General features: G+C 50.7%; 23 protein-coding genes and 1 pseudogene. 7 read left to right on the forward strand and 17 right to left on the reverse strand.

Annotated features, from left to right (window positions below; translation table 11 throughout):
- Window positions 1–119 precede the first annotated feature (119 nt).
- The gene (locus ACPV3A_RS22985; RefSeq protein WP_194545070.1) at window positions 120–590 is read left to right on the forward strand and encodes a DinB family protein; all 471 of its coding nucleotides are present in this window, start codon (window positions 120–122) and stop codon (window positions 588–590) included.
- Window positions 591–714: 124 nt separating this feature from the next.
- Here ACPV3A_RS22985 and ACPV3A_RS22990 read toward each other — a convergent pair whose 3' ends face one another.
- The 7 genes from ACPV3A_RS22990 to ACPV3A_RS23020 form a co-directional block, all read right to left on the reverse strand.
- A complete protein-coding gene (locus ACPV3A_RS22990; protein ID WP_071221263.1) occupies window positions 715–1446 on the reverse strand; it encodes a nucleoside phosphorylase in 732 nt (243 codons plus the stop codon).
- 1 nt (window position 1447) lies between these two features.
- Window positions 1448–2122, reverse strand: a complete 675-nt coding sequence (locus ACPV3A_RS22995) for a sulfite oxidase-like oxidoreductase (protein WP_194541232.1) — start codon at window positions 2120–2122, stop codon at window positions 1448–1450.
- A gap of 91 nt (window positions 2123–2213) precedes the next feature.
- Window positions 2214–3137 (reverse strand): ABC transporter permease, encoded by a 924-nt coding sequence (locus tag ACPV3A_RS23000; RefSeq protein WP_113060298.1) that lies wholly within the window; start codon window positions 3135–3137, stop codon window positions 2214–2216.
- Window positions 3121–4188 carry an ABC transporter permease gene (locus tag ACPV3A_RS23005; protein WP_426201395.1) on the reverse strand — a complete coding sequence of 356 codons (1068 nt, stop codon included), beginning with the start codon at window positions 4186–4188 and terminating at the stop codon, window positions 3121–3123. The genes ACPV3A_RS23000 and ACPV3A_RS23005 overlap by 17 nt, the downstream gene beginning before the upstream one ends.
- Window positions 4188–5681 (reverse strand): ABC transporter ATP-binding protein, encoded by a 1494-nt coding sequence (locus ACPV3A_RS23010; RefSeq protein WP_426201397.1) that lies wholly within the window; start codon window positions 5679–5681, stop codon window positions 4188–4190. The genes ACPV3A_RS23005 and ACPV3A_RS23010 overlap by 1 nt, the downstream gene beginning before the upstream one ends.
- 69 nt (window positions 5682–5750) lie before the next feature.
- Window positions 5751–6794 carry a BMP family lipoprotein gene (locus ACPV3A_RS23015; RefSeq protein ID WP_426201399.1) on the reverse strand — a complete coding sequence of 348 codons (1044 nt, stop codon included), beginning with the start codon at window positions 6792–6794 and terminating at the stop codon, window positions 5751–5753.
- Between the two features lie 560 nt (window positions 6795–7354).
- Entirely contained in the window at window positions 7355–8707 is a 1353-nt protein-coding gene (locus ACPV3A_RS23020; protein ID WP_194541229.1) for an MATE family efflux transporter, read from the reverse strand.
- 400 nt (window positions 8708–9107) lie between these two features.
- Between ACPV3A_RS23020 and ACPV3A_RS23025 the strand changes: the two genes are divergently transcribed.
- On the forward strand, window positions 9108–10382 hold the full coding sequence (locus tag ACPV3A_RS23025; protein ID WP_426201402.1) for a chitinase: 1275 nt from the start codon (window positions 9108–9110) through the stop codon (window positions 10380–10382).
- Window positions 10383–10506: 124 nt separating this feature from the next.
- On the opposite strand, the gene ACPV3A_RS23030 is transcribed toward ACPV3A_RS23025, so the two are convergent.
- Complete coding sequence (locus tag ACPV3A_RS23030; RefSeq protein WP_426201404.1) at window positions 10507–10872, reverse strand: MmcQ/YjbR family DNA-binding protein; 366 nt, start codon at window positions 10870–10872, stop codon at window positions 10507–10509.
- Window positions 10873–11085: 213 nt separating this feature from the next.
- On the opposite strand from ACPV3A_RS23030, the gene ACPV3A_RS23035 reads away from it, so the two are divergent.
- Entirely contained in the window at window positions 11086–11841 is a 756-nt protein-coding gene (locus ACPV3A_RS23035) for a YheC/YheD family protein (RefSeq protein ID WP_194541227.1), read from the forward strand.
- 101 nt (window positions 11842–11942) lie between these two features.
- Here ACPV3A_RS23035 and ACPV3A_RS23040 read toward each other — a convergent pair whose 3' ends face one another.
- A complete protein-coding gene (locus ACPV3A_RS23040) occupies window positions 11943–12452 on the reverse strand; it encodes a CYTH domain-containing protein (RefSeq protein ID WP_194541226.1) in 510 nt (169 codons plus the stop codon).
- A gap of 128 nt (window positions 12453–12580) precedes the next feature.
- Entirely contained in the window at window positions 12581–13045 is a 465-nt protein-coding gene (locus tag ACPV3A_RS23045) for a DinB family protein (RefSeq protein ID WP_339222160.1), read from the reverse strand.
- Between the two features lie 236 nt (window positions 13046–13281).
- Between ACPV3A_RS23045 and ACPV3A_RS23050 the strand changes: the two genes are divergently transcribed.
- On the forward strand, window positions 13282–14256 hold the full coding sequence (locus tag ACPV3A_RS23050; protein ID WP_426201407.1) for an aldo/keto reductase: 975 nt from the start codon (window positions 13282–13284) through the stop codon (window positions 14254–14256).
- Between the two features lie 131 nt (window positions 14257–14387).
- Here the strand turns inward: ACPV3A_RS23050 and ACPV3A_RS23055 are convergent, their stop codons facing one another.
- Window positions 14388–15326, reverse strand: coding sequence for an aldo/keto reductase family protein (locus ACPV3A_RS23055; protein ID WP_194541223.1), 939 nt, complete (start codon window positions 15324–15326; stop codon window positions 14388–14390).
- A 160-nt stretch (window positions 15327–15486) separates the two neighbouring features.
- On the opposite strand from ACPV3A_RS23055, the gene ACPV3A_RS23060 reads away from it, so the two are divergent.
- Entirely contained in the window at window positions 15487–15825 is a 339-nt protein-coding gene (locus tag ACPV3A_RS23060; RefSeq protein ID WP_071221283.1) for a winged helix-turn-helix transcriptional regulator, read from the forward strand.
- Window positions 15826–15967: 142 nt separating this feature from the next.
- Here the strand turns inward: ACPV3A_RS23060 and ACPV3A_RS23065 are convergent.
- The 5 genes and pseudogenes from ACPV3A_RS23065 to ACPV3A_RS23085 all read right to left on the reverse strand — a co-directional run.
- Window positions 15968–16114, reverse strand: a pseudogene (locus ACPV3A_RS23065) (KGG domain-containing protein); the annotation flags it as partial.
- Between the two features lie 72 nt (window positions 16115–16186).
- Window positions 16187–17038 (reverse strand): manganese catalase family protein, encoded by an 852-nt coding sequence (locus ACPV3A_RS23070; protein WP_194541222.1) that lies wholly within the window; start codon window positions 17036–17038, stop codon window positions 16187–16189.
- Window positions 17039–17201: 163 nt separating this feature from the next.
- Window positions 17202–17702 (reverse strand): hypothetical protein, encoded by a 501-nt coding sequence (locus ACPV3A_RS23075; protein ID WP_194541221.1) that lies wholly within the window; start codon window positions 17700–17702, stop codon window positions 17202–17204.
- Between the two features lie 167 nt (window positions 17703–17869).
- Complete coding sequence (locus tag ACPV3A_RS23080; protein WP_426201411.1) at window positions 17870–18946, reverse strand: glycosyltransferase; 1077 nt, start codon at window positions 18944–18946, stop codon at window positions 17870–17872.
- Window positions 18947–19078: 132 nt separating this feature from the next.
- On the reverse strand, window positions 19079–19828 hold the full coding sequence (locus ACPV3A_RS23085; protein WP_426201428.1) for a MerR family transcriptional regulator: 750 nt from the start codon (window positions 19826–19828) through the stop codon (window positions 19079–19081).
- 186 nt (window positions 19829–20014) lie between these two features.
- Here ACPV3A_RS23085 and ACPV3A_RS23090 point away from each other — a divergent pair, with 186 nt between their 5' ends.
- Window positions 20015–20974 (forward strand): LCP family protein, encoded by a 960-nt coding sequence (locus ACPV3A_RS23090; protein WP_426201413.1) that lies wholly within the window; start codon window positions 20015–20017, stop codon window positions 20972–20974.
- A gap of 50 nt (window positions 20975–21024) precedes the next feature.
- Here the strand turns inward: ACPV3A_RS23090 and ACPV3A_RS23095 are convergent, their stop codons facing one another.
- Complete coding sequence (locus tag ACPV3A_RS23095) at window positions 21025–21804, reverse strand: AraC family transcriptional regulator (protein ID WP_194541217.1); 780 nt, start codon at window positions 21802–21804, stop codon at window positions 21025–21027.
- 160 nt (window positions 21805–21964) lie between these two features.
- On the opposite strand from ACPV3A_RS23095, the gene pyk reads away from it, so the two are divergent.
- On the forward strand, window positions 21965–23307 hold a 1343-nt coding region (gene pyk, locus ACPV3A_RS23100; protein ID WP_426201415.1), incomplete at its 3' end, for a pyruvate kinase.

The following is a 23307-nucleotide window of genomic DNA, read 5'->3' on the forward strand; positions in this document are numbered from 1 at the left end:
GCTATAGCTTAACGCGTAGGGAAGGAATCCGCTATTTCTTATCGAACTGTTTTATGAACCGCAAATTAAACCGCATCATCCAAGAAATTTATTCTGTGATCGATCAAGGAGGACAAATCATGAGTCATGAAGGTCAACAGCTATTCGAACGATGGCATAAACACCGTACGGTCTTGCTTCATCTGCTGCAGGACGTTCAGAACGAGCATTTGGATTATAAACCGTGGGAGAATGCCTATACCTTGGGCGCATTAGCAGTTCATATTGCGGCGTCCTCAGACATGTTCCTGCGTTCCATTGTAAAAGGCTCGTTCTCTCCACCCTCTATTTCCACCGAATTCGAAACCATCGATGACATTAGAAATATCGTGCAAGCTTCGACCGAATCGTCTACGGCGGTTTTTAATGAATTGTCCGACATCCTGCTGGAGCAGCCGCTGGACTTTAACGGGTTCGTTGCCCCAGGAAAAGTGTGGCTGAGCAACATGGTCGACCACGAAATCCACCATAAAGGGCAACTATTCACTTATGTTCGAGCTGTGGGTATTGAGAAGGTTCCCTTCTTCACGGTTCAGCCGCCCAAACAGTAAAGATGGGTATGACTGGATTTTCAGCTGCAAGTTCCTGATACTCCCCCGAATTCATCTCACGCAAAATAAAAAGCCGGGTCTCCTGCAGCTTACGCTTTAGGAAACCCGGCTTTCTTACCCCTTACTAACCCTGCTTCGCCAGCTTCACCACAGCCTGCAAGGCCGTGTTAATCTCGCGTTCCACCGCGTCGGCAACCACATTCGTGTTCGGGTCGTACTCGGCCGCGAGGTCTGCGTCGGCAAAACCGTCCATAGCGACAATCGCGCCCGCGCGAACGCCGCGGATCGCCGCAACGACGTACAATGCCGCAATTTCCATCTCAACGCCGAGCGCTCCCGCTGCTTTATACTTCTGGTGCGGTACTTCTTCAACGCCGTTAAAGAACACGTCCAGGGTTACAGTAATCCCCTTGCGCACCACGCCTTCGCCAATTGAAACCGCGGATTCGTACAGCGCCTCCGCTACCTGGCTGTCTGCAACCGCTGGAAAGCCGTCCGGCACGAGCTGTTTCGTCAGGCCATCCGTACGGATCGCAGCCGTGCTGACCACAAGGCTTCCCGCGGGGGTATCCGCCCGATAGGATCCGGCCGTGCCGACGCGAATCAGGGTTTTCGCCCCCGCGCGAATCAGCTCCTCGAAACAAACCGCAGCTCCCGGACATCCAACGCCGTGGCTGGTTACCGCGAGTTCAACGCCTTCATACGTTCCCACGAAGGTGCGGTACTCGCGGCTGAACGCGAGCTCGCGCGCGTTTGTAAGCTTGCGGGAAATGGTCTCCGCACGCTTGGGATCGCCGCAGACGATCACAAATTCAGGTATATCCTCTGAGTTCACTTGCAAGATAGGCATCAACATTTTAGTCAAACTCCTTATGTGTCCATTCATCTTCGGGTATATCCAGCGCCTCGCCGCTAAACCGCTCTTCCTTGAACGGGTCCGCTTCATTGTGGAAGCCGTTGCGTTCCCAGAAGCCCGGACGGTCTTCCTTCATAAACTCGATCCCGCGCAGCCATTTGGCGCTCTTCCAGAAATAGCGATGCGGCACAACCGTACGCAGCGGCCAGCCATGCTTGTCCGTCAGCGGCTCGCCGTTAAAGCGATAGGCCAGCAGCACATCGTCCTTAAGCAGATCCTCGATGGGTACATTCGTATCGTAATCGGGATCGGCATGAAACATGACGTATTTGGCATCCGGCTTGATCTTCAGCCCCGCTAGGAAATCCCGGAACAGGATTCCCTCCCATACCGTATCGAACTTGGACCAGCGGGTAACGCAGTGGATGTCCGCGTTCACGGTCACCGTTGGCATCGCCAATATATCTTCATAAGAAAACGTCCGTTCCTCTTCGACTTCCCCGAACACCTTGAGCGTCCACTCCGACATGTCGTAATGTGGAACCTCCCCCTCGTGCAAAATGGGGAATTTCTCGGTCAGCGTCTGCCCCGGCGGCAGTTTGGCACGCTGCTCCTCGGTCAGGTTGCTCACCGCCACCGGCTTCATTTTTTTCAATCGTTCTGCCTTTTTGTGCACCAAGTTCATCTCCTTTACGCTTGATCGCTGTTGCATCCGCTTATCGTTTGGATGACTTCAATCACAGGTCGTCGCGGCGCGGCATACGCGCCTATCTGGAGCTGGATCCCTGCTTCAGCGCATCCTGCTGGAAGCTTTTGTCCTTAAAGAAGAACATCGCCAGAATCGTCACGACATACGGCAGCATCTGCGTAAAATGCGTCGGCAGCGCCAGCCCCTGGAACCGGATGCTGAGTGCATCCATAAAGCCAAACAGCAGACTTGCCGCCGTTACCCCAAGCGGACCCGATTGGCCCAGCATCGTGGCAACGAGCGCGATAAAGCCGCGTCCGGCCGTCATGCCTTCCGTAAACATCGTCACTTGTCCAAGCGACAGCTGCGCGCCGGCAAGGGCACATAACACGCCGCTCGCCAGTACGGCTCCATACTGATACCGTCTTACACGGATGCCCACGCTTTTGGCAGCGAGCGGATTTTCGCCGGCAGCCAAGAACCGGAAGCCGTTCTTCGTGCGATAGAAATAATACCACATGAGGCCCGCAATCAAAAACGACAGATAGACAAGCGGCGTCAGGCCGGCCAGAATGGGACCGAGCACCGGTATATCCTCGATAATCGGAATGTTCCATTTCGGCAGCCCGACCATCGTATTATCATAAAATGCACCTTTAACATCAAAAATAGCCCGTAAACTAAACGTGGTCAATCCCGCCGCCAACGCATTCATCGCGATACCGACCACAATGACGTTCGCCTGCAGATTGATGCTGAGATAAGCAAATATAAAAGAGAAAATCGAAACGATTGCAATCGCGAACAATATCGCATAAAAGACGTTGCCGAAGAAGTGGTTCCCCACCACGGCAGAGAAAGCCCCGAGCAGCATAAAGCCTTCCAGACCGACGTTGAACAATCCGACGCGCGAACACAGGGCACCGCCGAGGGCCGCAAGCAAGATCGGAGTGAGCACGCGGAGGGCCGAGTTGATTAAAGCAAGATCAAACAGCTGTTCCATCGGATTTGTTCCCCTTTCTGCGCTTCAGGAAGCTGTATGTGAATCGGGCGGATATAAAGAGAATCAGCACGGCTTGGATGATCGCTCCTACCTCAAGCGGCACTTCCGTATTCCGTTCCACGCCCATACCGCCTGTCTGCAGCGCGGCCAAAAAGATCGATGCAATCAGCGTGCCGATCGGATGCGATCCTGCCAACAATGCAGCCATAATGCCCGTCCAGGCATAGTCGGCCGTAGATAATGCACCATCGATATAACGATACTGGGAGCCCAGAATTTCAACGGCGCCGCCAAGTCCGGCCAAGCCGCCGCTGAAGAACATGGCCCCAAGCATCATGGGACCGCGTTTAACGCCCCCAAACAGGGCAAACAGCGGGTTGCCGCCAAGCATCCGCACCTCGTAACCAATCACGGAGCGCTTCAGCAGAACGAATATAATCAACGCAGCCAGCACCGCGAGCACAAATCCTACATGCAGCGGCATGCCGGAAATCAGCTTTGGCAGCCACACGCTGTTATCCAGCATTTCGGATTGCGCCATCGCAGCCGAGCCCGAACGGTCTTTCAGCGGATAGGCAACCAGATAGCCTGCAAACAATACCGTCACATAGTTCAGCAGCAGCGTGGAGATCAGCAGGTTCACCCGGAACCGGGCATCAAAATAACCGGCCATCACCGACCATAATCCACCTGCGATAACACCGGCAAGAATCGCAACGATGCACACCAGCCAGCCGGGACCCGGCATGTACAATCCGACCAATGCGGCAGCGAGTGCGCCAAACACCATCTGACCTTCCGCGCCAAGGTTAAAGAAACCTGCACGGAAGGCAAACGCCGCACCCAGACCGATCAGAATGATCGGGGTCGCCCGGGATAGCGTATTCGTGAAGAAATACATGCCGCCGAAGGCACCCTTCCACATCTCCGCGTAAGTCTGCAGGATATCGCCGCCGGCAATCATGATGGCAATGGCACCGGCGAGCAGCCCCACAATGATGGCGGCGATCGGCTGGAGCAGCGGAAGCGTAAATTTTGTCCATTTATTCATTACAAGGTTCCTCCCGCCATCAGCAGTCCCAATTTCTCCTCTGTCGCTTCCTTCGCCGACAGCTCGCCCACGATCCGGCCTTCAAACATAACCAGAATGCGGTCGGACAGCTTCAAGATTTCCGTTAATTCCGACGATACGAGCAAAATTCCCGTGCCCTCTTCGCGCCGCTTGAGCAGTTCGCTATGAATCGTCTCCATGGCCCCGATGTCAACGCCGCGCGTCGGTTCGGCTGCGATCAGGAACGGAGTTCCCTGCTCCAGTTCCCGTGCGACGATCAGCTTCTGCAGATTGCCGCCGGATAAATACTGCGTGCTGGTCTCCAGGGAGCCCGTCTTGATCGAGAACTTCTGAACCCATCCGGAAACCAGCTTACGAATGTCCTTCAGATTGAGGAAGCCGCCCTTCTGCAAGCGGCGATGGTGACCCATAAGCCCGGTATCCATAACGGTTGCAATGCGATTCGCCCCCCACACATACCGATCCTCGGGAATATGAGCTAATCCGTGCTCTCGTATTTCTCTTGTCGACATGCCGGTTACGTTTTTGCCCGAAACGGCAATTCGCCCGCTGTCCGGCTGAGCCAGACCGGAGATCACCTGAAGCAGTTCGGACTGCCCGTTGCCGGAAATACCGGCAATCCCGACAACCTCACCCGCACGGACGTCCATATTGACGCCGTCCAGAACCGGCTTTCCTTTCGTACCGCGGATTGAAACATCCGATACTTCCAGCACCTTCTCGCCCGGCGTGACCGGCTTACGATCCAGCTCCATAAGCTCACGGCCGACCATGAGACGGGAAAGCTCATGGGCATCGGTATTCCCCTTTTCCACTACACCTGTGACGGAGCCGTCACGGAGCACTGTGATGCGATCGGCCACATCAAGGACCTCGTTCAGCTTATGGCTGATCAGAATAAAGCTCTTTCCCTGTTTGGAGAGCTGTTTAATGGCATCCAGAAGCTCCTGAACCTCAAGCGGCGTCAACACGCCCGTTGGCTCATCCAATATAATGATCTCGGCGCCCTGATACAGCACCTTCAATATTTCAACCCGCTGCTGCACGCCGGGGGCGCTGCTGCTAACGGTGGCGCGCGGGTCCACTTTCATGCCGTATTTTTCGCAGAGTCCTTCCACGATCTTTACGGCTTGATTGCGGTCAAACCCTGCACCTGAGCCCGGCTCATTGCCGATCACGATGTTCTCGGCGATCGTAAACGTAGGAAACAGCATGAAGTGCTGGTGCACCATGCCGATTCCGCCTTTAATCGCGTCAAGCGGGCTTGCAAACGAAACTTCCTTGCCATTCAGCCGAATCGTACCCGAGGTTGGCTGCTCCATCCCGTACAATATCCGCATCAGCGTCGTTTTGCCTGCACCATTCTCCCCGACAATCGCATGAACCTCACCCGCGCGCAGCGAAAAATCAATGCCGCGGTTTGCGCTAAACTCGCCATACTTTTTCGTAATATTGTCCATCTGGAGTAGCATCGAGTCATGCCTTCCTTTCGCTTCTGAATGAAAGACCGACTGCTCATGTGCAGCCGGTCCAGGTGAGAACTAATTTTGTTCCAATGCGTTGGTTACTTTAATCTTTCCGGCGATAATATCGTCGGAAATCACCTTAAGCTGATCCACGATGTCTTGTCCAATGAATGGGTTAAGCGGTGTTTTGCTCTCATGCGTAACGTAAGTAAGACCCACGCCGCCTTCTTTCAGTCCGTAATCACGAATATCGAATGAGTATTTGTCTTCTGCAAAGTCTTTAACCGTTTCGTAGACAACAGCGTCTGTACCTTTCAATTGAGCGAGCACAACGTGCTCGGGATCCGTGCCCGTGTTATCCGTGTCTTGTCCTGAAGCGTAGAAGCCTTTCTCTTTCGCGGCTTCGAATACGCCCAAATCACCAACAGCGGAAAGGCCTGCAACGAAATCGGCACCTTTGGAGTTCTGCAGGAGCGCGAGTTCCTTCGCTTTAGCCGGATCTGTGAAACCGCCGACGTAGTTAACGAAAATTTCAACGTTAGGGTTTACCGATTTTGCACCTTCTGCAAAGCCGGTCATATATTTATGCATAATAGGAATGTCGTCTGCAACCACGTTGCCAACCTTGTTGGTCTTCGTAGCCAATCCAGCTGCTGCACCAAGCAGGTAAGCTGCTTCATGTTCACGGAATACGACGCTGCGGACATTCGGCAAATCCACTACCGTATCGATAATGGCAAAAGGCACGTCCGGATTCTCCGGTGCAACCTTCTTCAGTGCATCTTCCATCTGGAAGGTGGATGTAATAATCAAATCATATTTTTCGGCAACCGCCGTACGCAGGTTTTGCTCAATCGAAGCCGGGTCTGTCGATTCAATCGTCTTCACTTCGACATTGAAATCGGCAGCAGCCTTCTGCAATCCTTCGTCCATCAATGCAAAGAAAGGATTCACGCCGATCTTCTCGGGGAGAACAAGTGCAATGCGTTTCTTATCTTGAGATCCTTCAGAACCGCCATTAGCTGCACCACTGTCAGTAGACTTATCATCATTGCCGCAACCTGCAAGCAATCCAACGGATAATACGAGTGTTAATAGAATTGACCATGTCATTTTCATTTCCTGACCTTATCCTCCTAAGTGAGCACTTTTTATACTATTATCCTATGGTATAGACAAGCAGATGTCAAAACAAAAATTTTAGCGTTTTATGTAGTTTAATGTGTTTTTTAGCAAAAATTTGGTGGAAAACTGCGGATATCACAGAACATTACCTTATCCAAATGTCGATAATGTTCGGAATTTGCCAACATTTGATCAAACGTTTTCGACAGGGATCAGGATGAAAACGCATTATTTTCAAATTCTCGGTATCCTACAAACATACCTCCAAAAAAAAGGATGCCTGATGGCACCCTTTTAAAAACTTGATTTCTATTTAGACGAAGCAAGCAACATATGAGATGCTTCTCGAACCTTCCTCCATTATTAAAGAGTCTTTGTTTGGCGATCAATCGATCAGCTCTGCCGCTTCACCGCGGGACAGATCTTCACGGTCTTTGAAAGATGAAAGGACAGCAGCTGATTCCATCTCATTCATTGCACTCAACCCCGGGATACGCATTCCCGAGGTTTTTTTACTCTATGGATTTCCTTATCTTATGACTGCCGTCTACCCATCATGAACTGAAGGATCGTATCCATTTGAATCGGTTGACCTTCACGATCGCCACAAAACACTTCAGAATCTGATCGGACTTCAAGCAAATGAATATGGCGAGCGGTGGTAAGTGGAATACAAACGCGCATAATGCCGATGAGGGCAGCACGATCAGCCACATAAAAATCAAATCATTGTAGAGCACAAAGCGGGTGTCTCCCCCGCTTCGCACAATGCCCGTCAATGCCGGCATCTGATAAGCCGTTCCGACGACGGTGATCGACAACACCGTCATGAAATGCAGCGCGAGTGTCTTCGCCTCATCGGAAATGGAGTAGAAGCCCAGCACGAAATCCTTAATCACAAACAGCACGGCGCCCGTCAGCAAGCCAAGAAGGATATACAGAATCTGCAGCGTTTTGGCATAGGATATGATTTTGTCCATCAAACCTTCTCCGATGGTCTTCCCAATCAGCACAGCCGTTGCGCTGGCCGAAGCGTATACGATGACTGTCACCATCTGGAAAATCGTTGTGGCAATGCTGTTGGCGGCGATCGCCGATTCTCCCATATGCCCCAGGATGGCGGTTTGTGCCGCCATGGCAAGCCCCCATATCGTGTTGGACATCAGAATCGGGGAGCCAACGCGAATGTACTGTTTGAAGAGCTCCATATCGAACTGCAGGAAATCCTGCATTTTTAACAAGATTTTACGGTCGAACCGCTTAATATAAACGATGACGATCACACATTCAATGATTCTTGCCGTCAGGGTAGCGATTGCCGATCCGGCCACGCCCAGTTCAGGGAAACCCAAATACCCGTAGATGAGGATATAGTTCAGGCAGATGTTGATTATCAAGGTCGATAATGATACCACAAAGCCGATTTTTACCGTTTCCACGCTTCGCAGTGAAGCCAGCAAGGAATTGGTGACGGCAAAGAAGATATAAGAGAAACAGATGATTCGTAAATAGTCCACGCCGGCGGCGATGACATTCTCTTCCTTCGTAAACAAAGACAATACCTCATGCGGGAAAAAGAACACGATGATCCATAACACAATACTGAGGAAGATCGCCATGCGCATGCCGATGCTTGCCGCTTTTTTGATCGAGCCTAAATCCTTCGCACCCCAGAATCTGGATGACATGATGACCAATCCTTCGCATACGCCCAAAACCAGCATGTGCAGCAGGAATTGGATCTGGTTCGCGAGGGCAACGCCCGATAGCGCCGATTCACTGTATCCTCCCAGCATGACGTTGTCCGACAAATTCACGCCGACCGATATCAGGTTCTGCATCCCGATGACAAGCGTCAGCCAGAAAAAACTTTTGTAGAACCCTTTTTCGCGAACAAATAAACTCATGTCAGTTAACCCTTCTTCGTCTATAAGATGATGAATCTCTAATATATATATGAAATTACGCAAATGAACAGAACAAAATGAAGTGAAGGATCCTTTCATTAGAATCATAGATTCATAGAATCAAAAACATAATAACATTATAATGTTTTTACGTGAAAAAACTAGTCATCAAGTTGGAGGGCGCTGCGAATGCCGGTATTCGAACTTCGACGGCATCCTTGGCCATTCCACAGCATATCCCCTGCCTATCGTCATATTTCCCCCGGCTTGGTCCCGCCAGAGATTCCCTTCAGTGTCAACTGTGCGTTACATCGTGGGAATTCCTGACTATGTACAAAAAAACATACCGTATATATGATGGCAGTGTAATCCAATCCCAATGATGCAGAGGAGAATGTGTATGACCGTGTGGAAATATCCGTTATCTCACAAGATGATCCAGCGAAGTATGATTGCAGCGCTCGGCGCTACCCTCCTCATGCCCCCGCTTCATGCCTTTGCAGCCGATGAAGCGCCCCAAGCCGATGCATCTTCCACTCATTCGGCAGCCAGTACTAGATCCGGCACCTCGGCTCCAGCACAAATCACGGAGAATCCAATCGATTCCCTGGTGATCGGGGAGCATAGGCTGATCAGCCGCAAGGAGATCGACCAGAACTGGGACGGCCTCGATCCGGATTACACTCCGGAGAAGGCGATTGCAGCCGTTAAAGCGCTGCTATCAGAGGAAGATTTCGAGGCGTTGTTCCCTTATCGGCTGGGTTCGGCGGAATGGTTTAAAGTCGCCAGTGGCAAAGAATACTACAAAGCCGATCAGACGGACTATTTCTCATACGATAATCTCATCAACGCGGTCGCGGAGGTCTCCAATCTTAAGATCAAGATCAGCACGCGGCAAGGAACTCCTTCCGCACAGGAGATTTACCGATTAGACAAGGACGCCCGCGTTGAAACACTCGTTGTGCGTTCAGCTGACTTCCATTCGTCTGAGAACCTTAACAAAACGATTGAAACCGTTATCATTGATGGCGGCACTTTCCTGAAGGAAGGGGTCAAGAAGGACCGTAAGCGCGAACTGGCAGCCTTCCTCGCCAATCTGTCCCACGAGACGGGCGGAGGCTGGGCTACCGCCCCGGGAGGACCGCTCCGTTGGGGTTTGTTCTGGAACGAGAACATCGCCGGCCGGACTGGCGTTAATAAAGACGCCTTCGTCGATCCTGCCAGCGCTGAGCTGTATCCCGGAACACCAGACAAACGCTATTATGGACGGGGACCGATCATGCTCAGCTGGAACTTTAACTACGGCCTGTTCAGTTCCATCATCTATGGAGACAAAAGCGTGCTGCTGGACCATCCGGAGATCGTTGCCGCTGACGGTAAGATCGGCTACATGACCGCCATCCTGTTCTGGATGACGCCGCAAGACCCGAAGCCTTCCGCCCACGACGTCATGGTTGGCAGATGGAAGCCTTCCCCGCTCGAGAAATTCAGAGGGCTTGGCGATCCCGGCTTCGGTACGACCGTAATGGTCTTGAACGGCCTGGAAGCCAACCTCGGTGAAACCGAGGGCAGCCCGGTGCAGCGGCGCGCCGGCCATTACCGCGATATTACAAGCCGTATGGGCGTTGATATTACCGGAGAGAAAGTAGATACGTTGGGAATGAGACCATTCTGATACGAAACCTTCCTGCGGATAGGTTGGAACAGGTTTGATGGTATCCTCTAATCATCGCCCTCTGGCAAATGGATGTTTTCCTGCCTCCACTCTGCCACAGGGCGATGAATCATTTCAGCAGGCTTCAGACCAGCCGCTGAGCGATTGCAACGCGCTGAGCTTTAGGTAAGCTCTTGAGCACCAAATCATAGGAATGATCAATCATATCGTGCAGGTCCGCTTCCGTTAAGGAACCGTCCACGGCAACCGTATTCCAATGTTTCTTGTTGAGATGATATCCGGGCTGCACCACGTCATGCTGCTGACGCAAATTCTCTGCGATCACCGGATCGCATTTCAGGGATATATGGCTGACCTTCTCTCCTGCCGTTGTGGTAATCAGGGCAAACATTTTGCCCTCGACTTTCATGACGATCGGAAGCGGTCCGAACGGATAGTCTTCGGATGCAGCTTTCTTGGAAAGACAGTAAGCAATGAGTGGGCTTCGCACCTGGAAATTCTCTCCTTCTTTCATCAGATCTATTTGATTATAGTAGATGATGTTTCCCTGTTCAATCCAGTCGCAGCAGTCTTATTTATCATCTTATTATTTTCGATAAAAAAATTCTTTCAAGTACATAGCTTGGTTCAAGGCCAACGTGGAGGCTTGCTCTACTTTTTCGGCATATGCTGAACAAAAAAGAGAGAGGTGAGCCTCTTAACTATGAAATATAAAAGCAGTACCATCAAGAGCAAATGGAAGAAAACGAAATGGTTAAACGAAGATTCTTATTTCAGACAATACGTACCGCACACATTGCCGTTCAGCAAAAAAAACCTGAACGCTATGCTGGCGGACTACACCACGGTTTTCTTCAAACCTACGGATGGTTCAGGCGGTGTAAACATCGTCCGAATCCGCAAAACGGACGGGGGCTACCAAAGCCAGCTGAATACCAAGAAAACGTCGTACTCCAGCTCATCTCAATTGTACCGTGATCTGAACCGCTTTGCCGGGAGCAGACCCTACCTGCTGCAAAAAGGAATTCGTTTGGCCAAAAGCAATGGCAAGCCATTCGATATCCGGGTGATGGTCCAGAAGACTAAGCAGGGAGCCTGGGTGAGCACCGCCTTATTCACCAAAGTCGGCAACCCTAACAAAGTCGCAACCAATTATAATCAAGGCGGCACCATTGGAACGTTCCGCAAAACGATGAGCGGCACCAATTTCAACTCGGCCTTCACCCAGCAGCTGGAGTCCGAGCTCAAAGGACTTGGCGTGGCCGTTGGCAAAAACTTCGACCGCCATTATCGCGGTTTCAAAGAGCTGGGACTCGATGTAGCTGTGGATTCCAATGGCAGACCATGGATTCTCGAGGTGAACACCAGACCGCAAATTTATCCGCTCAAAACGTTAAAGGATCGGAGTCTGTACCATAAGGTTCTCTCTTACGGAAAGCATTATGGGCGCACGAAATAATAAGGATACACCCTTCTCGCACAAACAAAACTGCCGGGCTTAGTGCCCGGCAGTTTTTTATTGAACCTTACTAGGGGCCGATTTCAGGGGCTTGGTTTCTGCTACGATTCCCTGCCAGCTTGCTGCTGCAGTTCCCGCCATACCTTCTTGTTGCTGTATTGTTTCTCCGTGCTGATATCCTGTCCAAACCACGCCGGCGGTACAAAGCCGTCTGCAGCTTCTATGGAAGGAAACTCTACCTCCAGCACCAGCAATTGAATCTGCGCATAATCGTCGATTTCGATGATCGTGTTCCCTAAGCGGGCGGTAACCCGTCTCTTGGTCAGCGGAATCGCGCCATGCGCCTTCACCACTTGGTCATAGAGTCCTTCGGAAATGGCGAACTCTACTTCCTCCCTGGCAATTCCCCACCCTTTTTTGAACGTATGGGTGAATTCAACCTGTCCCGATGTCAGATCCGTTATTTTGCGGACACGAAGCTCCTGATCCCCATCCAGCGCCAAATACGTCTGCTCGATGAACTGCTCCTTCTCGACCACGATGCTTCCTTCCGATATCAAGTCTTCCGGATAAGCCTCCAATAGGTATTTGCGTTCGATTTCAATCGCCATAATTACATCCTCCAATCGATGATCCCCATCTGTGCCTGATTCCATTATAAGGATCGATCACCGCAGCGACAAACAAAAGCGATAGAAGGGATGCGCGAGGGCACTCTTCTATCGCTTCGTTTTCATCGTTACTTTATTAATTTTCTGTATGCCTTAATCGTCTGCGTGTGCATCCCTTCATGATACAAGCTGAACACTAGAAATTCCCCCACGGTTTGGAACGTCAGGGGACCGATGGTCAGCGGATGAGCTGAAGCCTGGTCGAGGCGATTCGAGAAGGTTTCACGAATTCGGGTCGTTTGCTCCTGCAAAAGCTCTACCAGTTCGGAAATCGCAGGCGGCTTCGACGTCCAATCGGCCGGTTTGGTTCCGGTTGCAAACCACGCCTCGAATCCTTCTGGAAGTCGGGGCTGCTCGCCCGCAGTCGCAAATGCGAACTGCTCATGCACGGTGTAGATATGTCCCAGGTTCCAGCGAATGCTGTTCGCAAATCCTTCCGGGATGATATCGGCCTCTTGCTCCGTTAGATTTTCTACCGACTTTAAGGTCCCGCCTCTGGCAAAATCCAATTGGTTAAAAATCGCTTCATTCATATGATTATCCCCCTTCCAAATGGTTCGTAACTATCCTATCGTAATATTGAGCCTATCGCAAGGAGTCCTAAGGCATTCGAAAGACCTTTAGTATTTGCGTACATTCCGCTTTCGATTAGGCTATAAGATATAACAATCTTACATCTATATCATTCTTTTGCGTTCGATTCATTTGAACCGATTCCGGAATCATGTTTATACTATAGGAAAATCAATACATAAAGGAGTGGATCAAGATGAACTACCGCCGTCTTGGCAACAGCGGACTGAAGGTTTCGCAGCTCGGTCTGGGCACGAACGCTTTTGGCAAAAGGGCTGATCAAGGGACATCCGCCCGCATCATTGACCATGCACTGGACCACGGCATCAATTTCATCGATACCGCTAATATTTATGCAGGCTCGGAATCCGAGCGCATCATCGGAGAGGCGCTCGCCGGCAAACGCCATAACGTCGTATTAGCCACGAAAGCCGGGCTCGTAAGTGGCCAAGGGCCGAACGAACGCGGTTCTTCCCGCTATCATCTGCAGCAAGAACTGGAGGACAGCTTAAAGCGGCTAAAAACCGATTATGTGGACCTGTATCAGATTCATACGTTTGATCCGCATACTCCCCTCGAGGAAACCTTACGCACGCTGGATGATATGGTATCGTCGGGCAAGGTCCGATATATCGGCGCTTCCAACTATGCCGCCTGGGAAATTATGAAGGCGCTCGGGATCAGCGAGCTTCGCGGATACGCCCGGTATGTATCCACCCAAACGAGTTATTCCCTTGCCGACCGTACGCCGGAACTGGAGCTTGTTCCCCTCTGCCTCGATCAGGGCGTTGGCATCATCCCGTATTTCCCGCTGGCCGGGGGCATTCTCACCGGTAAATACGGTCAAGGCGCCAGCACGCCTTCCGGCTCCCGTGCGGAAACGGACCCGAACTTCAATCGCTTCCTGGAAGATCGCAATCTGAAGCTTGGGCAGCAGGTCAGCCAGTTGGCTGCAGAGCATGGTCATTCTCCAAGCGCCCTATCCCTGGCCTGGCTGATGAATCGTCCTGCTGTCTCCACTGTCATTGTCGGAGCTACGAAAACCGAGCAGTTGGACGATAACTTGAAGAGCCTGGAGATTGAGATCGATGAGACACTAGGTTCCAGCCTGGATGAAATCAGCGACGACTTTGTTTATGCCAAGCCGTTCGCGACTTATCGACTGGGGTAAACAGCGTTATTACAAATCGAAGAGCTGCGCTAGGGATGGTTGCCCCTTTGGCGCAGCTCTGTTTTTTCATCTTGAYTTAGAAACTATTATTTAGACGGCACTGAAGCTTAGATTACCCTTGAACTACTTCCCTATTTCAAAATCTCTTCAATACGAGTTTGAACATCATCGCTGAGCTCAATGCCGGATGCCTTCACGTTCTCGGTTACCTGCTCCGGACGACTTGCGCCGACAAGCGCACTGGCTACGTTCGGCTGGCGCAGAATCCAGGCAAGCGCCAGATTGCCCACCGACACTTCAAGCTCACCCGCAATCTTCTCCAGCTCGCGAACCTTCGCGATTTTCTCCTCGGTAATGCCTTTGCGCATCCACTCCAGCTTCGCGGCACGGCTGCCCTCAGGAATATCGGAAGCCGAAGTATACTTGCCTGTTAGCAAGCCTTGTGCCAGCGGGGAAAATACGACCTGCCCAATGCCGGAACGCTCGCTGAGCGGAATGATTTCCTTTTCAATATAACGTTCAAACATATTGTAGATGGGTTGATTGACCACGATGCGGTCGAGCAGGTAACGATCCGCTACCGTCAATGCCTCCGCGATTTGCGATGCCTGCCACTCGCTGACGCCGACATAAAGCACCTTGCCCTGGCGAACAAGGTCGTCGATCGCGCGGAGCGTCTCGTCAAGCGGCGTTTCCGGGTCATGTCGATGGCAATAGAAAATATCCACGTAATCATGGTTAAGCCGCTTCAAGCTGGCATGTGCCTGCTCCATAATATGTTTGCGGGACAAGCCGCGATCGTTCGGGCCATCGCCCATGGGCCAAAATGCCTTGGTCGCCAGCACGTAAGACTCGCGCGGATACGCTTTCAGGGTTTCGCCAACCAACACTTCGGCTGCACCTTTTTCATATACATTCGCCGTATCAAAAAAGTTAATGCCCAGATCATAAGCCGTTTTAATTGCGTTTACCGCGTTCTCGCGTTCCACATAACCACCGTATGTAAGCCAGCTTCCCAAGCTGATCTCACTAACCTTGAGACCTGTGCGTCCTAATCTTCTGTATTTCATGGCAATTCCTCCTTCAATCGAATAACTTGGATGCTGCATTTTCTATTCTAAAGTAGTTCCTACTCTCAGGGAAGAAGTGAAATGTTCTTCACTATATTATAGAGAGGATAGTTGATATACTTGAGTATAGTTAATAGAATACCGGAAGGAGCCTACCCATATGGGAAATAAATCGAGCAGTTACATACCGAAAACACCCGAACATATCGAATGTAATATCGAAAAAACACTGTTGGTCTTAGGCGGAAAATGGGCATTTCTCGTCATCCGCGAGCTCTTTGGCGGCACGAAGCGTTTTGGCGAGCTGCAGCGGCAAATCCCGAATGTCAGCCCGCGGGCACTGACCACGACGCTCCGCCATCTGGAAGAGCAGGGCGTTCTTGAACGCGAAGTATTCCCTACCGTTCCGGTTACGGTGGAATACACGCTGACGCCGAAAGGCATGGACCTGCATGTCATCTGCAAGGAAATGAAGCTATGGGCTGCGCGGTGGACTTGACTTCAAGTTGGCTTGATGTATCTTTGCAACCGTGCTTGGAACCAGCGATCAGCACAAAAATAAAGCAGCGACGGATTCCGTTTAACCGGAACCGCCGCTGCTTTTTTAAGCTTGCTATTTTTTGATTTGTAGATTACATTTAATCGTTATTGTTTTGATTGCCGCGGGATTCTCCGCCTTTACGGCCGATTTCCTGATAAAACTCCTTGTCGTGATTCTTGGCCGTTGCTTCGCCGCCTTTGCGTCCCGCTTCTTCTCTGCTCATTTTGTTGCCGTTGTTGTTAGCCATTGTTCATCACTCCTAAGTTGTTTTTTGTTGCTGCTATGTCATGTATTTAACCCATCCGTAAACAATTAAACATTACTTTTCAAATCCTTCATTCACCACATATGGACCTGTGCCAAGCGTAGAATGCTGGTGTTTTGCCGGAGGATTTAATACGGGTGCGTCGCCGTAGGCTGTCGGATTAGCCACATATTCGAAATCGCCGGTACCGTCCGGCAGCGGTCCGTTCGCCCAGCGTCCCGCACTGCTCTCCTCCCCAACCGAAAAATTCATGAATTGGCGTGTAGCTTCTTCTACGCTGCGTTCGCGCGGAAACGAAGCAGGAGCAATTGGACCTTCAATGGCCTCGATCTCTTCAATCGCGGCCAGCCACTGGTTCTGGTGCATGATATCACGGGCTATCATGAAGGACAGCATGTCCCGAACGCCAGGATCCGTCGTCTGCTCATACAAACGGACGACCTGAAGCAGACCTTGCGATTCGGCATTCAGATTCGCACGGAAGTCAGCCAGCAGATTTCCGCTCGCTATGATGTACTTACTGTTCCATGGATATCCGTTGCTGTCCGTCGGGGTTGCCCCGAGTCCCGATACGATTGCATGCTGAGGATTCATGCCTCCGAGTGCGGCGGCAATCATCGGGTCCTTCGCCGCTTCATCGACTTGATCCGCAGGAGCGCCGTCAAGAAGCTGGGCTATCATCGTGCTCAACATCTCGACATGGCCAATCTCCTCGGTCCCGATATCCAGCAGCATATCCCGATACTTCCGGTCTGCCCGGCAGTTAAATCCTTGGAAGAGATACTGCATCATGACGGACATTTCACCATACTGGCCACCCAGCACCTCTTGAAGCTTTCTCGCGTATACCGGATCCGGCTTCTCAGGTTTGGCCCGGAACTGAAGTTCTTTCATGTGAATAAACATCCATATCGTCCTCCTCGTATGCGTCATGGTAAGTCCGATTATTTTTTACCCGGTCCGATCGATATTAAACAGCGGTAACTCATAATGTTCCCAGCTTCTATGTACCGTTAACATGATAACAGCCGCGACCCGCGCGGCTGAATCATCAATCTATACTGCTATATCAATTGATACGGACCCCTTCAAACCGGGTAGCGAATCCGCTGAGAATTGTGCCGTTTTCTCCGGTTGCCCTTGCAAATACCTCCACTCGATCGCGAGCCATTAATGGTATCAGTCCGGCGGCATCAATTTTCCCTGTTCTCGGCTCAAAGTTTTCTTCCTCCGATATTCTCGGGACGCCGTTAACCCGAATCTCCAAATCCATTCGAACAGGCGTAAGCGTGATCGTTGTAAAAGAAACGCTGGCCAACAGGGAGTAGATACCTCTTTGCTTAGGAGTGAAGGTCGATGTTGATGAATTGTATTCATTCTTAAGATCCAGTTCTTCAACTTGATATTGGACTTTGCTGAATACGCCGTCATTGATTTCTTGGTCGATGCCGGAGACTGCTCTAAACGCGGATTTTCTTATTTTGCCGACACGCTTCTTCTTGGATGCGGTATGCTTACTGAGCGTTTTCTTGTAGACAAGTTTTCTGGACCCTGATCGTTTGAATGCCATTTCACTCTCCTCCTGTCGTTCTATCCATATTCTCTACGAAACTAGTTTCATAGTAGTATATCGATTCATAGATTTGGCAGAAACGGTATATGCCCAAACGACATAAAAAAGGCACGATCCAGTACTCCAACATGACAGAACGACAGGGCGGCGGTTAGAGCCGCATATCACTTGCAGCGGAGCTTCTCCTCCAGCAAATGCTTGTTGTATAAGATGTCCGGATCATCCGGAGCGTAAGAAAGAGCCCTTTCATTATGTTCGTAAGCCTGCTCCAACTGCCCTAATTTTCCGTAACAATACGTCAGCTGCAAATGGGGAAACCATGTCCAGGCCGCTTGATTAACGCCGTATAATCGATCCCCTGGCATCTCCAGCTTGAGCGCCAATTCGTACCAGTGAACCGCTTTTTCATAATCCTTGAGCTCTTGGAAATAGTACGCGATCCGGCATACATAGTCGGCCCGCGGCACGTCATAATTAAACGTCTTTAACAGAGATTGCAGTTCTTGTTCTTTTTGTCCCATCTCGTGGTAACAATGCGCCATGCGATCACACGCATCCAGTTTTTCCTCAAAATAGCTGACCGGATCATGAATAATCGTTTCATATATTTCAATGGCCTTGTCATAATAGGCGCTCGCAGACAATTCCATTGCATAATGCAGCAACTGGCGCTTGGAGAGGGTGCCTCCCTTCGCAAGATGGGCCCCATAAATACGCAAATTCCGCCCGGAGTCCGTGTGTACGCGTCCATGACTAACGGCAATGTCGGATAACATGATATTTCCCTCAACCTCTAAATGCTCATGCACAGGATCACGCCATTGAAACTGCCTAGAACGCTTCACCAGCCGGTTTCTTTTAACAACTGCGGTGGGCTTCCCCAACGGATCGAAGGCAAGGTAGTAATCCATGCATACGGAGTCCACCGCCGGGTCCAAATTTTGTTTGAGTGCCTTGAACCTTTCGAGATCGGCCGGCTGCAGCCAATCATCCGCATCCAGCCATAAGATATACTCCTTCGTCGCATGAGAGAACGAATAGTTCCTTGCAGCGGAAAAATCGTCGATCCAATCAAAATGAAAGATTCGAGCCTCATATTTGGCTGCAATTCCGAGCGTATGGTCCGATGACCCCGTATCTACGACGACAATTTCGTCAACGACATCCTTAACGGAGTTTAAGCACCGATCCAACACTTGCTCCTCGTTCTTTACAATCAAGCACAAACTAATCGTTATCATGTCCAGCCCCCCATAAACTTGTCTCCCAGACATCATATGGAATGCCATCTCGCGAGGTTTGGACAATAAATCATAGACATAGCAAAAAAGACCGCGATTTCGGCGGTCTTGATCGATGGAGAACGGCCTGTATTATGTCTGTTGTGCGTACGCCTCCGCAGCCGCATGCAGATAATAAGCCAGCCCCGTCTGCTGCTCTTCCAGCATCCGGAGATGAAAGTCGTCATTCAGGAAAAACTTCGTTTGACCCGCTAAATCCGCAGCCGTAAAGGCGTGGCCCTGCTCATTCATAAACTGCAGATGATCGCGAATCGAATCTCTTACTCGCGCATCATCGTGCTTGATCCCCGTTTTTAACGCGTTTGCCATGCCTGCCATAAAGGCAGCCGCTTCCCTTGCCTGCTCGTTCATGCTTGGAACATCGACGGGTTCACCCTCGAGCAAATCCATATCATACTGCTCTTTCAGGTGTTCATTCTGCTCCGTTAAAGCTGCCTCCCATTCTTCTTCGCTCTCAAAACCTTTGAACAATTCCTGAGGCTCCATGCGCTTGCCCTCCTCCGTACTGGTTATGGATATTCTTAAGGTTTTCAGAATCGCATTCAATCGATCCGCGCGGTCCATCAGCAACTTCTCCTGTTGTAACAGCATCTGCCGCCGTTCAGGAGTTTCCTCCATCAGCACCTTGATTTGTTCCAGCGGAAAATCCATTTCCCTGTAAAACAGAATGTGCTGCAATCGCTCCAGCTCGGCTGCACCGTACAAGCGATAACCCGCTTCGCTGATCTCGGCCGGCAGAAGCAAACCGATTTTATGATAATGATGCAGCGTTTTAATGGTCACCCCGGACAGCTCCGAAACCTCTTTTACCGTGTATAATATCATGCTGTTCCCTCCTTCGACTTCCAGTCTAAGGCCTCCCCTTGGAGGAGAGTCAAACTCGTTATTTATCTAAGGTTTGTTGCCTCTTGAGAATCGTTTCCTGCGGGAAAATATGATTTTTGTTCATTATTTTGCTAGAATGGTCCATTATGCAGTCAGTCAAACAGAAAGGATGTAATAGGAACTATGAAAAGGAAATGGTTAAAATACACCATGCTCTTAGTATCTGTTGGAATCTTGGGGATTGTCTCGTACTATACCTACGCTATCATTCAGTTCTCAAACCAAATTTCGACCGCTTCGAATCCGGCGAAGCCAGTGGAAGCTTCGGGTGCCGCAACGGAAGAAATCATTGAAATACCCAAGTGGGAGGGTAAAGAACGCATCAATATTCTTCTGATTGGAGGAGACTCCCGGGGAGACGATGCCGGCAGATCCGACACCATGCTGGTGGCTTCCATCGATCCTGTGACGAAAAGAGCCCATTTATTCTCGATTTTGCGGGACACCTATGTGGACATCCCCGGCCATGGCAAAGGACGACTGAATTCGGCATTTGCTTACGGCGGAATCGAGCTGACGAGACAAACCATCAGCAATCTGCTGGACCTGCCCATACATAAATATGTTTACACCGATTTTGTCGGCTTCATAGCCCTGGTCGACGCCATTGACGGAGTCGACATCGAGGTGGAGAAAGACATGTATTACACAAGTAAAGCCGACAAGCATATGTACGACATCGATTTAAAACAAGGACTGCAGCATCTCGACGGCAAGATGGCGCTGCAATACGTCCGGTTTCGGCACGATGCCAGGTCCGATTTTGCCCGTACGGAACGACAGCGGATTCTCATGACGGAAGTCGCCAAGAAGATGCAGACCACGGGCTCATTATTTAAGCTTCCCGGCATCCTGGATTCAATTGCACCATACATCGAAACCGATCTAAGCCCTAAAGAAATGCTGAAGCTGATGGCTCTGGGTTTTGATGTGAATCTGGATAAAATCGACCAGCAGCAGCTCCCCCCATTCTCGCTGCTGACCAACGAGAAGGTCGGTCGGGCACAGGTGCTCGGCGTAGATAAAAACAAATTGCAGCAGTATGTGAAGCAGTTACTCGAAAATGACGCCGGAATAAAATAGCGATCATCGAAAGAGGGCATAGATAGCCCTCTTTTTTTGCGTTAAATCTCCTATATCGTTCGTGGACGCTCATGCAATAAATCCGATGGAGCGGTGCCCGTGACTCGCTTATAGATTCTATAGAAGTAGGAGAGGTCCTGATATCCGAGAAATACGGCAATCTCCTGTACCGTCAGCTGCGATTCCGTTAACAAATACACTGCCCGTTTGATTCGCTGAGCGTGCACGTACTGGCTGATGGTCTGCCCTGTAACGCTTTTAAAGAGTACCGCTGCGTAATTGGGGGTTTTGCCGATGACATCGCCCAGCTCCTCTTTCGTTATTTTCTCACGGTAATGCCGCTCGATATAAGACTTCATCCGGTCCACGTGCAAGTGCTTCTCCGGCGTGATGACGCCCTTGTCCAGCTCACGGCTGATATAAATCAACACTTCTGTCAATAATGCTTCGATCATCAAGACATAATAAGATGGGCGTTCCTGCCACTGCTGATGGATCACCTTCAACCGTTCGCGGATTAACTCATAAACACCCGGTTTAAACTTCAAGGCTTCTTTCCGATCCAGCACGGATAAGTCCGTCGAGGCGCCTTCCGTCCATTGTACGACGATTTGCGTGTGCGTCACGGTAGGGATGCTTTTGCCATAATACGAAACGCCGGCTGGAATAAGCAGCAATTCCCCTTTCTCCATAATTTGCTTATCGCCATTCACCCAATATACACATTTTCCATATGTCACAAGGCTTAAGCGCCATGCTCTTTGCTCATGATCAGCTTCTTCATACCAATCGACACCGCTAATTTGCCTTATTTCTATCGGAGTGACCATAACTCACCTCAACTGCGATACTATAATCCATCCATTGTACTATAGTTCATATCATGATTCGACAAGACAGGCTACAATGTGATCATTAGGGAAGTTTGAATGAAGTCGAAATGCTGTATAAAAGCAGAAGAGAACAAATACAAAGGAGGAACAAACAGCCATGCTAAAAACTAAAATCATTTGTACGATGGGACCCGCGTGCGATTCCATTGAGCTGTTGAAGAACATGATTCAGGAGGGAATGACCGTTGCCCGTTTGAATATGGCTCATGGTGAGCTGGAGGATCACGTCACCCGGATCCGGAATGTTCGCCGGGCCGCAGCCGAATTAAACACGTATGTTCCGATCATGATGGACATTAAAGGACCTGAAGTACGGATCGGCAAGCTGAAGGAGGCTTCCTGCCTTCTGAAACCAGGTGAGGAGCTGATCCTGACTACCGAAGAAATTCTTGGCGATGCCCAGCGCATCTCGGTCAATTATGCCGAGCTGAATCTAGTGGTTAAACCGGGAGACCGCATCTTGATCGATGACGGCCTCGTGGACCTGAACGTTCTCCGCGTCGACGGACCGGACATTCTTTGCAAAATCATCAGCGGCGGGGTGCTCAAACCACGTAAAGGCGTCAACCTCCCTGGGATCAAAACGACGCTTCCCRGCGTCACCGAGCGTGACGTCATGCATATCGGCTTCGGCCTGGAGAACGACATTGAGATCATTGCCGCTTCTTTCGTGCGTCATGGCGACAACATCCGCGAAATCCGCAGCATCCTGAAAGAACGCGGCGCGGAGCATGTACAGATCATCTCCAAGATTGAAAACGGAGAGGGCATGGAGAACCTGGACGACATCATTGAAGCATCCGACGGAATCATGGTTGCCCGCGGAGACCTTGGCGTCGAAGTACCAATCGAAGAAGTGCCTATGATGCAAAAAGAAATGATCGATAAATGCAACCTGGCAGGCAAACCGGTTATCGTGGCAACGCACATGCTGGAATCGATGCAGGTCAATCCCCGTCCAACCCGCTCCGAGGTGAGCGACGTGGCTAACGCGGTGATCCAGGGCGCTGACGTGGTCATGCTCTCGGGCGAATCCGCTGCCGGCAAATATCCGGTAGAATCCGTGCGCACGATGGCGGCAGTCGCCCGCCGCGCCGAGACGATGATCGATTATAAAGACCAATTCACTTTCAAATCCAGACAGCAAGTAGCCGATATTACCGAGGTTATTAGCCAGGGTGCGGTTAGCTCCTCCCTCGTGCTGAATGCCAAAGCGATCATTACGGCAACGGAGAGCGGATTTACGGCGCGGATGATTTCGAAATACCGTCCGAAGGCACCGATTATCGCGGTCACGCAGCATGAAGAAGTGCTGGCCAAGATCTGCTTGCTCTCCGGCGTCATTCCGGTAAAAGGCGACAAAGTCACAACGACGGACGAAATGTTCGAATCCGCGACCCGTAATGCCATCAAGACAGGCTACATCGAAAAAGGCGATAT

Origin of the sequence: Paenibacillus sp. Dod16 (genome assembly GCF_049893405.1) — a bacterium.
In the GTDB taxonomy this organism is placed as follows: domain Bacteria; phylum Bacillota; class Bacilli; order Paenibacillales; family Paenibacillaceae; genus Paenibacillus_AQ.